The organism is Marinobacterium zhoushanense, from assembly GCF_014641945.1.
Taxonomy (GTDB): Bacteria; Pseudomonadota; Gammaproteobacteria; order Pseudomonadales; family Balneatricaceae; genus Marinobacterium_D; species Marinobacterium_D zhoushanense.
This window is the reverse complement of the sequence record NZ_BMIJ01000001.1, coordinates 495,266-507,007: the sequence shown is the minus strand read 5'-3', so window position 1 is coordinate 507,007 and position 11,742 is coordinate 495,266. Positions and strand designations below refer to the sequence as shown.

The following is an 11,742-nucleotide window of genomic DNA, read 5'->3' as shown; positions in this document are numbered from 1 at the left end:
CGACTACTCAGAAGTACCGAGACGGGATGCCGAAATTCTTTAAATGGTGGCTCGAGCATGAATTCTGGGTTTTTGATGATGGAGTGCTAATTCGAAATCCAGAGATTAGAGGGATTAGTTTCTCAGAGAGAATTTTGTCGTTGTTCTTGAAGAATACCTCTATGGAAAACTATTTCACTAGTAGGGATGAACCAGCAGTTCTTAGGGCTATTACGGCACTGTCTCTGACTGAGCAGTCTACAATCCTTTTTGGAAAGGCTGTCGACAAGGATGCAATACTGGCGCAATTAAATAGTGTATATCCCGACTTGAGCAATGATCCCTTAATTCCAGAGGAATACAGAGCAGACATACCGAATAAGTTGACGACTAATCGGCAGGACGAACTAGGACCAACAATTTCTTGGTGTCTTCATCTAGAAATTTTGAAGCCATGGTTAGAGGGGAGGTACTTCATCGATGTAGCTCCTATTCTAGAGAGTGCTTTGCCCCAAATCGCCGAAAAACTTGGTCACACAATGGTCAGAGTAGAGGACTTTCTTGACGCTACTGGGAAGGTACTACCTTTTCTAGATTATGGTGTATACAACTCAGTCACGCGAGGGTTGAACAGCAGCAGTCCTCTCAACAATCATGGCACAGTTAGCGAAGTGCTCAGTGCAGCAATTTATCGTTTGAGAGCAAAGAAGAAGCTTCGAATTAGTCTGTCTCCCGATGATCCCAATACTACGGAGTTCATATCCACCAACGGTGGGACTGAGCGTGCTTCATCGCTGGAGATTGTCATATGAGTATGCGCGAATATTGGCCAAACTCACAGTTCGTAGAGGAATGTATTCCGGTTCAGGCGGAGAGGTTGTCTGCGGGAACTCTTTGGGCAGTTCATGAACCGATGGAGTTACTGTACCGAAGTACTGAAGGAACCTCCGTTCGCAGAACAGATAAAGAGTTTCTATCAGAACTAATTGCGAATATTGACGGACCCATTCCAGTATTGGGTAGTCCGGGTTCTGGTAAATCCCATTTGGTCCGTTGGGTTGATTCGGCACTGCGGCAATCCCCTAATTCAGGGCGGTTTCACATCGTTCGCATCAAGAAAAATGCGAGCCTCCGATCAGCCCTCGAATCTATCCTGGAGGGGCTTAATTCAAAAGAGTTTGAGGCAACTAGAAAGGAGGTCGCGCTACTCCAACAGGATCAAACAGCGATTACGGTCGCTGAGCAGTTGGTCTTTCACATGGGACAACAGGTCGGACTGTTGTGTCAGAAGGAACTCGCTGATCTAAAACAACACGTCTCTGAGCGGTCAACTTCCCCAACAAAAGATGAGAGGGATAAGGCCAATTTCTACAGATTGCATGGTGACTCCAAGCACGGATTGCGGCACCTTATAATGGATCCTTATTTTCAGTCCACTTTCTTGAAGGAGGATACACCAGTCTTTAAATACGCTAGTCGTTTGGTTGGCGGAAGCAGTGGTGCGGGTATAGATGATGATGAGATCTACGAGTTTACTGATTCGTTCAATTTAGGGCACTTTGGTTTTAGCAACCTGGACATTCCAAAGCTATCGGAACCGGCAAGAGATTATCTTATGCATAGTCATTTGCACCAGGATTCCAAAGTCGCCTCGGAAGTTGTGGACTTACTATCAAAGTCACTTGGAGTAGCGGTCAAAACTTACTTTGAAGACGCGTTTAGGTATAGCGGTGGTAGTTTTCAGGATCTTTTCCGTGACATCCGTCGTTTTCTGAAACAGTCAGGGAAAGATATGTTTGTATTGGTTGAGGATTTAGCTGCTATCAAGGCAATATCCGAGACTCTAATTGATTGCCTTCTTGAAGATCCTGATGAAGCGCTTGCACCCGTTCACTCAGTTATTGCATCTACGTCTGGCGCATTGGGTTATCAAACAACTAAAGACACGATTCTTTCACGCTCGGGTGGTGAGTGGGTAGTGGATGTGGATGAGCAATCAGTTGCGGAAGACGAACTAATTAACCGTACGATTGAAATGGTGGGCCGTTATCTAAATGCTGCTCGAGTAGGCAGGGGAACGCTTGATGAGTCACTCGAAATGGGCGAAACGGAGGTGCCAGTTTTTTCTGTTGACAGCGACGATATTGATTGGGATAGCTCGGATGCTGGTTATTGCCTTTACCCCCATACTCGTGTCTCGATTCGAGAGTTAGCGAAGGTCTATTTAAACAGCAAAAATTTGCTTACTTTTTCACCAAGGAAAGTACTTCAAAAGATACTCAGACCAACTTTGAGGCACCGCCCCTGGGAGGGAGGTGGATTCCCAAGCCGAGATTCATATGCGGGCGTGATTGTGAGTCCAGACTTGATTCATGAGTCGCAGATGAATGGCTACACCGAACCGGTAAAAACAGCGCTTTTTGCCAGGATTTGGGGCGGTAATCCCTCGACTCTGGGAGCGGCTCGAAACCTCTTATCGGATGAAGTCTGTACTGAACTAGGTTTCAAAGAATTGTTGGATATTATCCCAGTTGCTCCAAAACCTTGGAATCCAACACAACCGGAGTCCGAACCGGAACCGCAACCAGACCGGCCCAAGCCTGCAGTTACGAGCGAATTAGGGCGTAAAGAGTTCGAGTTGATAGATGAATGGCTCGAGAAAAAAGTTCAGTTGGACAGTCGTGTAGCGCGCTTTCTAAGGCAGTTTCTATCTGAAGCATTCACGATGAGAGCGATACCAGGGCTTCACTTCAGTTCTGAGGCATTTAAAGTTGAGACTCATGAGGTAGTAATACCGCGAGCGATCGGTAATCCTAAATCCGGTGCATTATTGACTTTCTTTGACGAAAGGCAACTTAGCGGAAATCTTGATTTCGTTTCTAGTGTCACAAAAGCAATCGTAAGATATTTAGTTTGGCAAAACAGCAGCCGAGAGTCATATCCGCAACTCACTCAAGACTTGGGAGTTATCGAAAGCTTCCTCGAAAATTGGTTCCCAAGTGCTTTTGAAAAACTGACCCAAGAGCAGACAAAGCATACCTTGGATACTGCTAAAAGAGTCGCAAAACGCTTCATCCTATTGGGAAAAATTAAGCAATCGACTCGCAGCAGCGAAGAGAAACTTGACAGCCTTATTGATGCTATACGTGAAAAGCCTTCGAGCCCTGATAGAGTTCGGACACTTAAAAACCTCCATCCTGCCATCGCTCGCGCTGATGGCGTCACAATGAAATCTGTCAACGAAGTCAAAACTGTATTTTTGAATACGACCGGCACAGTGCCAGTCACAATGCTCAAAAAGGCTATCCGCGATGCTGAAAAAGAATTGAGTCAGGATGATGTCGTTGTCCAAACATTTATCGATTCAGGCAGGGAATTGTATCCATTCGCACCGATTATTAACAATTTCAGTGACTCGTCTGATGAGGACTATTTCAAACAGGCTATTGCCAGTTTGAAGGGACTTCTGGAGCACGCGGGAAGAGTTGGACGATCGCATGACATTTCTGATCTAGTAGATATAGCGTTACTCAAAAGTTCATCATCAACTTATCTCAACAGTAATACTATCCAGCAACAACTATCGCTTCTCATACACGCTAGTAGAGCGCAGCACGAAAAGAGTCTGAGTTACTTTGAGTATGCAATGCCTCTCGAAAGAGAAACCTTGCTGGCGTTCCTGACGTTTGTTAATGAATGGATGAAGTTAGTAGAAGTGCTTGAGGCCAACACTCAAGGTACCGGATCCACGCTGGAGAAGGATATGATCCAAGCAACGGAAGAGGCTGAGGCCTTATCTGACACTCTCAGATCTATTTCTAGCTTATTGGAGGGAAGTCAGGTATGAATCTAATAGCAAAGACAAGACAGTTGAATATACGACTTGATGACAACGCTAGGAATAATTCAAATGCGTCTGTGGTTTCACTGGCTACATACAGACAGTTAGTAAACACAAGCACTCGACATGCTAAGGCTATCAATAGGTATATTCAGTTTCCAATTGAGTTTGGCGAGGATCAGGCGATTTTCGATGAGACCGATTTAAAACGTTTAAAACGCTCAATTAACGAAATTGAAAAAGGAAGAAATGCTTTAGACGCTGCCGACTTTGAATCGGCTAAGACTAGACAGCAGAATGCAAGGAAGTCACTGGAAAGTCTGGAGGAAAGCGCAGGTTCGATTTTTCGAAATTCGCTTTCAACAGCGAAATTAGCAGCAAGAAAAAAAATGAAATCGAAACCAGAGTTCGATTTTATATGTCGTTTTCTCTCTGAAAAACTAAAGCAAGAATTTAGCGATCTTCACAGAGTGCTAAATCGCACTGTAGTCGATGATAGTTCGATAATTGAATTAGGTGGTGCTGAGTTTAAACGTATAATTCAGAGGTATTCTGAAATAGTTCGCGATAATCAGGTAGAGATTCCGGATGAGGTATCTGTATTTTTGGATAGGGCGAGAGATAAGTATTCTGGAACGACTCTTAAGGACCTATCACCAGAAGTACTAAAATATTTACTTGAGCACGGGTTAGCGAGTGATTTTGTTGTCTCGCCCACAAAATACTGATGTAACGGAGATTGTAATTGGAGCCACTCGATATATTAGAGACTCTTGATTCCAAAGCATTGGCTTGGGGAAACGTTAATTACAGCTATAGTCGTGAGGAATACGTCGGTGAATTATCAAGTGGCTGTGATGACCCAGACTACGCTTTCGATCAACTGATTTACGACGGTAATGTAGTTGAACTCGATCATAGGGGTACGCCCGATCGTTTCAGAACCCGTATGGGGGAATCTGTAGTCCTTTTTACTGAGTTGCGGCAGTTGCTACCGAGACGAAATTTACAGAGTTCGCCGTCCCTTGTATCTGACTTTCGCTTTGTCAGAAGTCCTAGGACCGTTCCGAAGCGTGATATCAAAGCAGAATCTTTTTTCGAACTCCTTTCGAATGAAGGTATCTCTGATTCGGTACTCAGTTATGCGCAACAGTTTTTGAATGTGAGTGGTCGTTTCACCGAACTTGCGGGGTTTCAGTACCGAGCTTTCAGTGAGATTGCTGGATCGAACAAAAATGAAGGGGTTGTTGTTACTGCTGGTACTGGTAGTGGCAAGAGTTTGTCATTTTACTTACCAATCTTTTCGACTCTCGCAGATGATATCAGCGCGGATGCAACCAAAAGCACTAGAGTTCTCTCTATATATCCTCGCAATGAGTTGTTAAAAGACCAGTTAAGGGAACTTATAAGTGCGCTAGTGCCCTTTAACAAATACCTGAACGGAAGACGGATTCGAGGTATTACTGTAGGAGCGTATTTTGGAGATACACCATTCGATCCGTCCGATGCGGCTAATTCTGACAAGGTCTCGAAAATCTATAAGTGCCCTAACGATAATTGCGATCATTATCTTGAACTAAAAATTAAAAATGATCCTCGGCGTCTTTGTTGTCGGAAATGTGGTTTCGATACCGGAGCAACGGTTATCGTTAGCAGACAACAGATGCGCGAGTCACCGCCGGATATCCTCCTTACTTCAGCGGAAATGCTTTCTCAAAGGCTTACGGATACCAGAGCACGTCATTTGTTCGGAGTCCAGCGTCAAAGCCGTCTTCAATTTGTGCTGATGGACGAGATACACACTTATTCGGGTGTAACAGGCGCCCAAACGGCTCTACTAATTAGTCGATGGAGAAAGTTGCTGGCAACGTCCGTCAGACCCAAGTTTGTTGGTCTCTCAGCTACGCTAGAATCGCCTGAAAGTTTCTTCGCTAGTTTGATTGGATCAATTGATAGATCGGTTGTGTTAGTAACGCCGCTAGAGAGTGAAATTAAACGGGTAGGGTCTGAATACCTTTTGTGTCTTAGAGGTGATCCGGCGTCTAAAACTGCTCTTCTTTCAACTACTATCCAGGCTATGATGCTTGGCGCCCGAATACTTGACTCTATACAGGCTGGAAAAAAGCAGGGCGTTTGGCCGGGTAAAGTTTTCACTTTTACAGACTCGCTGGACATTCTAAACAGACTATTTTTCGACTACCTAGATTCCGAAGGCTACAGGTGGAACTCTTGGAAAAGAAATCAAGAAATAAATCGACACAAAGATAACTCTCTCGCAGTGTTGAGGGATCCTTCGCGCATTGATGATTCCAATGTCCTGAAAAACATGTCCGAAATGGGGCAAAACTGGGAGGTGCTTAAGCGCTTTGGTCATCGATTAGACAGAAGCGATATAGTTGGTGATCAAACTAGTTCACAGGCTTCAGGTGTGAATCCAAGGGCTAACGTGGTGGTTGCCACTGCCTCTTTGGAGGTCGGCTTTAACGATACTTCCGTTGGTATGGTTTTTCAGCACAAGGCGCCTCGAGATACTTCGTCATACCTGCAACGAAAAGGTCGCGCAGGTCGATCGATCTCTGCGCGTCCATGGATGGTGGTGGTGTTATCTGAGTTTGGTCGTGATCGCGAGTTGTTTCTGCGTTACGAGTCACTTGCCCGGCCGATAGTAGAGTCTAAAAGCCTTCCAGTTCGAAATGCTCATGTCCAAAAAATGGCTGGCGCGGGAGCCTTTTTGGACTGGTTGAGTTTAATGACAGGCGCGATTTGGGTTTATGGGGCATTGAAAGATCCGACGAATGAAAGGCACTCACAGGATCTGGCAAAAATTCGACTTTACCTCAATCGCGTGATGCGGGAAGAGGACTTGCGTAATAACTTCGCGGATTACCTTCGCAGAAGCCTCAGAATTTCCAAAGAGGAGGAAGTAAATAATATTCTATGGTCGATTCCTCGAGGGGTTTTCAGCGAATTTCTACCTTCTATTGAACGTGAGTTGGATACTGATTTTGTAGCAGAGGGGGGCGTTAGTAATACAGCGCTATACCGATCGTCGCCAGCGCCTGAATACATCACGGGGCAATTATTTGGTGCCTTGAATGTTCCGGATATCGCGATAATCCCTCCCAGTGAATCCGGTGCAATTTCGAAGAATGAAACAATGGATTTTTTCCAGGCGCTGAAAGAGTTTGCTCCGGGCCGAATCTCTAAGCGCTATGCGAAATGGGGTAAAGACTCATGGGTGATTTTACCAACGGATTTTGAGCTTGACCCATCATTTGCTCAGTCAGAGCGCGAATTTGTTATATCTAGAGTAAAAGGAGATTTCTCTGACCAACTGGTTCTCGACAATCGTATTCAATTAGGGAGTGAGAGTCTCCCCATCGCGCGGCCTCTGAATCTAAGGCCAAGTACCACCAAAAAATTCAATCATTTGAGTATTACAGATCGTTCACACTCGATGTATCAATGGGAAGTATACCTTGAGAATCGACAGAAGCAGGTAGAGGAGGAAATTTTAATACTCGGCGATAATGAAAAGGTTGGAGTCAGGTACACCTCAAGCCTACACCGTCACGGTGAGCAGAGACAGATTACGCGCTTTAGTCGATCTGCGGAGGCGACATTTACAACTACCAAGCGAGAGTCTTTGGCAGTTAAGTTTTCATTTGTGGGGACCGATGGGAATCCGCTTGCGCTTGGATGTACAAACTATTATGACATGATGGAGTTCTATTTTGATTTGCCGAATACGTTTGCATTTTCCACTCTCGGCGATGACCATAAAAGGAGTTTAAGACTTTCATTGTTCGTCGACCTATTAAAAGAAGAAATATCTCAATCGAAATTATTCATAAATAATTTTGATACAGACTGGATTCGAGACTGTTTTCTTGGATTCGTTTTATCAAGTTCGCTGGAATACTCATCATTTGAAGCTTTCCGAAGATCTCTGGTCGGAAAGAAAGTCCCAGACGATCTACTCGATACGCCTGAACGAATGTTTGCGCGCGATGAGTCTGTTGATGAGGAGGATGAAGCAAGCGAGAAACTTTACAAGCATCTAAAGGATTTGCTGGCAAATCAGACCGTTTTTGACATCTTGGTCAGGGCTTTCAACGCAGCGTTTGAAGATACAAACGCAGAAACTGAAAGGGTTTTCCAAGCGCTAGTTGAACGAACTCTTGCCGGTCTGATTAATAGTCTTGCGCTTCGTGTGCTCCCGGATCTTGCAGAGAATCTGATACTCTCAGAGGTATTGCCCAGAAAAGAAGGTGAACCTCTCTGTGTGTTGATGTCTGAATCTGATCCAGGCGGGTGTGGTTACCTTGAGCGGCTAAGATATCTTCTCGTACGGGAGACGGGTAAAGCCACTGATATTTTGGTTTCTTGTGCCAAACCAACCGACAACGAGTTTGTCTTAAGCTCAATCGAGGCGCTGTTATCGAATGAAATCAACTCATCTTCGGGTGGTCTGTTGGAACGGTTCCGAGCAGCTAATACCGTTACAGAAGAGCAGGAGATTTCGAGGGGAATCAAGAGGAAACTACTAGACCTTGGCAGATATCCTTCGCAAACGTTAATGAACGTACTATATACGAAACTTCTTCGTGCAGGCAGTTCTTCTGAGACAGACAAACGCACTTTGGAGTTAATAGGCCAATGGCGAGCGATTAACAAAAAGCAAGGAGTTGAATGGCCACTTTCTGTTTTTGCATATGCAGTTGCGACTCGTCAAGGCTCTTCGAATGACGATATTCAGGCTATAAAATCCGAAGTGCAAGACTTGCTATACCCACATGGCGGCGAGGTTCGTTGTAACGCACTTAATTTTTATAATCGGTTCGTAGGGGTTGTTTCAACTGACAGGGTAATCGCTGAAGCCCTACTACACTCCGTATCTCGAGTAGAGGTGATCGATGGGTTTGACTTAGAGGCCGCCCTTGCTGCACTCAAGAATAAGGGCGCGGTAGAAATTATTTTTTCACCTGCAGAACAACAAAAACTCGAGATACTAGTTAGTGAATTGCTTGTATGTACGGTTGAACACAAAGGCCTGCTATTCGCACCAAAACTATCAGGTGTTCGTTATTCAGAACGTGGAATTGCTATTAAATTCGAGTTGCCGGAGGTACTGTGAGTCAGATAACGAGTAGACAAATTCATACCTTTCGAGATCTAGGTAAACGCACCGCGAAAGATTTACTTGTAAGCCAGTTTGTGGTTATGACAATTAGTCCACCTCCTGAAATTTGGGTTGTAAGTCCTTGGATAAAGGACTTTCCAGTACTAGAAGATCCTAGTGAACCGTTTCGTGCTATAGGCTGGGAGAAGCCCGTTTTGTATTTTTCAGATCTGGTTTCCATTGTTGTAAACAATGGTAGCCGTTTAAATCTTGTTGTAAAACGGGATGATCGAAATGATACCTTTTTGACTCGCTTAAGAGATCTTATCTTAGACCCTGACAATACTCGGTTCGGCGAGAGTGATGAGTTACATATCAAAGGATTGCTGACTGAAACAATTTATATAAAAGGCTCCATGAACTTCACCTATCGTGGAGCGAATATAAATGACGAAGGCATTACCTACGAAACAGAACCTGAAATCGTATCGTTAAGCAGGCAGCAGTTCAGAGAGCATTATAAAAACGTACTGGGAAATTGGAGGTCTTAGTTCAGTGGATAATCGCCTTTTGTTCCCCTCGACGGCTCAATTAAGTCTGTCTAAGATTGAAAATCCCACAAAGAGCAGCGACACGCTTTCCATTCTACGATCCATTGTGCATTCAAATGACGCTGAACCGTATATCGGTGTGGTTTGGGAAGATGCTGGTGAGAAAGTTGAAATTTATTTCTGTTTCACCTCCCTCATCGGAGCGCATCAGTTCAAAAGATCAATCAGCGCTGGCTTGGGTTCCGTGATTTCATACCCACATGTTGATCTATTCGACGGCAAAGGGATTAAGTCCCAGTACACTAGTGCCTTGCTGGATAGTGGAATTAAAGCGATTCTCCGCGTCTCAATTTATAGTGTTGCAGAGTTACAACGCAGGTGGGGATTAAGTTTCACTAAAAGCGAACGTATTAAGAAGATAAATTGGTTGCTTGAACGTTCCTTGCTTATTAAGACTTTGCTTCAAACGAAGCCCGCTTTGACGACTTCTGCGGAGCACTCATTAGCGACCCTACTTAATCGGTTCTTTGTTAGTTATACAACCAATTCAATTAACGAAATAGTCAATACTCTTGAACAATTAGATACTGGTGGCTACCTAGATGCCAGGAATATCAGCTTTCTACGCCTCCTTAAGATGGATGCATTGGGTCAGTACAGCGATGTTCTTCTTGATGAAGAAATCGGTGATATCGTGCGTGGTAGAATGAGTAGCGAGGTACATAGGGTAGTACTAAAGAGCCTTTACTCGGTCTATGGCCTCAAATATACGGATTATTCTCGAGTCGACGAGGCAGATCCTAAGAGTATTGAAGAACTAAAGGATAAGCTTGACGACTGGAGACCCGTCTTCAAGTCAAACCCCAGCAACCCAAGTGTTTTTGATTCATCGGAGATTGTTTTTCATAGCTTCGGTCGTCATATACTCGGCTATGAGGCTTCGCATGAGTCGAACGAAGAAAACACAATCTCAGATTCTGTTGATCTACTAGTTGCGGAGCAAATCGAAGACTCAGATTCTAGTAATGCCACCGGTAGCCATACCACTGACGTCTTCGAGAGTATTGCTATAAACTCTTGGCAATCATGGCTAGAGGCGGGTAGTTCAGCGCAGGATTGGTCAGACTATTCTGCAGTACTTCGAGAAGAAGGGTTCAACTGGAACGTTGATGCGGCAGTCGTAGATAAATATCTTTCTGTTTTAGATGCGTTGAACGATGATATTTCCGCGCAGTTGATTAATGACTCCTTTGCGATATTCATTGAATCACTTCACCGCCAATTCTCTAAGGAAAGCTTCACATCAGACCAGATACTCCGGTTATCTGAAGAATTTGCGCTCACATCTCACCGAGCGTCTGAAGACTATCGTTTGTACCGGTTCATGCTTGAAATGTTGTTCAGAGGTAACCTCCGCGATCAGGATATGAACGATCAATGGCAAATACTAGAGCATTTTATCGAAACACGTGGCATCACGGTGTTCAATTTGCCGGATGTTATGTCTGTCCTGGAATATTTAATCGACGGACTACCACGTTATGATGCGAACGTTTTGAATGTATGGAATCGATATGTAGTGCCATTTGCCTCGAATAATTCACGTCTATCCGGAGCAGATCTATTAATACTGGATTCTATTGGAGCGTACATCCAGCAAAACTATGTGCCGTTTGCTTCAGAAAATGAACTAATGGGCGCATCAAACTTAGTTGCTGTTGAAGCAAACATCGGTGTCTATAGCTTGGATAAAACCGCTCTAGGACGGGTGGTGGAGACTATCAAAAAGATTTACCCGTCAGTAACGATTCGAGAAAACTCAGACTCTGTCTGCACCTCTGCTTTGGAGCAGTTGGCTAAAACAACTGATGTGATGTTCTTTGCTGCCTCAAAGGCGAAGCATGCAGCCTTTTACTGCGTACAAAATGCCAAAGCCAAAATTTTCTATCCACAAGGTAAAGGTTCGACGGCGATGGTGAGAGCAATTGAGGAGTATTTAGTTGGTTTGACGGTCTAATTGGCACTGACAGACATTTCCTCTTACTTTTGAACTATGGAAGCTTTTCTGGAACTTGGCGTCTCTTTATCTGGTGGGTGTTCTGGTCACCCACTACAAGGATATGCGTTTTGCAACCCTGATGCCCGCCGCACAGGGAGACGGATTGACTGTGGGTCCTGCATTGGCGGACGTTTTTAAGAGGAGGATATCTGTCAGTGAATATTAATATATATGGCTACATATTCTTCAA

6 protein-coding genes are annotated in these 11,742 nt (G+C 44.4%); all 6 read left to right on the top strand.

Annotation, left to right across the window (positions count from 1 at the left end; genetic code table 11):
• The first annotated feature begins 26 nt into the window (after positions 1-26).
• The 6 genes from IEX40_RS02365 to IEX40_RS02340 are packed head-to-tail and all read left to right on the top strand — an operon-like array spanning position 27 to position 11,510.
• Positions 27-791, top strand: coding sequence for a hypothetical protein (locus tag IEX40_RS02365; protein ID WP_188745485.1), 765 nt, complete (start codon positions 27-29; stop codon positions 789-791).
• The gene (dpdH, locus tag IEX40_RS02360) at positions 788-3,826 is read left to right on the top strand and encodes a protein DpdH (protein WP_188745484.1); all 3,039 of its coding nucleotides are present in this window, start codon (positions 788-790) and stop codon (positions 3,824-3,826) included. Before IEX40_RS02365 ends, dpdH begins: the two co-directional genes overlap by 4 nt.
• Positions 3,823-4,548, top strand: a complete 726-nt coding sequence (locus tag IEX40_RS02355) for a hypothetical protein (RefSeq protein WP_188745483.1) — start codon at positions 3,823-3,825, stop codon at positions 4,546-4,548. The genes dpdH and IEX40_RS02355 overlap by 4 nt, the downstream gene beginning before the upstream one ends.
• 17 nt (positions 4,549-4,565) lie before the next feature.
• Positions 4,566-8,957, top strand: a complete 4,392-nt coding sequence (dpdJ, locus tag IEX40_RS02350; protein WP_188745482.1) for a protein DpdJ — start codon at positions 4,566-4,568, stop codon at positions 8,955-8,957.
• The gene (gene dpdK / locus IEX40_RS02345; RefSeq protein WP_188745481.1) at positions 8,954-9,493 is read left to right on the top strand and encodes a phospholipase D-like domain-containing protein DpdK; all 540 of its coding nucleotides are present in this window, start codon (positions 8,954-8,956) and stop codon (positions 9,491-9,493) included. The genes dpdJ and dpdK overlap by 4 nt, the downstream gene beginning before the upstream one ends.
• Before the next feature lie 4 nt (positions 9,494-9,497).
• Positions 9,498-11,510 carry a hypothetical protein gene (locus IEX40_RS02340; RefSeq protein ID WP_188745480.1) on the top strand — a complete coding sequence of 671 codons (2,013 nt, stop codon included), beginning with the start codon at positions 9,498-9,500 and terminating at the stop codon, positions 11,508-11,510.
• The last annotated feature ends 232 nt before the right edge of the window (positions 11,511-11,742 follow it).

Excerpts from the sequence above, each read along its gene's own strand:
- dpdH (WP_188745484.1), top strand. The coding sequence starts at position 788 with ATGAGTATGCGCGAATATTGGCCAAACTCACAGTTCGTAGAGGAATGT.
- IEX40_RS02365 (WP_188745485.1), top strand. The coding sequence starts at position 27 with ATGCCGAAATTCTTTAAATGGTGGCTCGAGCATGAATTCTGGGTTTTT.
- IEX40_RS02355 (WP_188745483.1), top strand. The coding sequence starts at position 3,823 with ATGAATCTAATAGCAAAGACAAGACAGTTGAATATACGACTTGATGAC.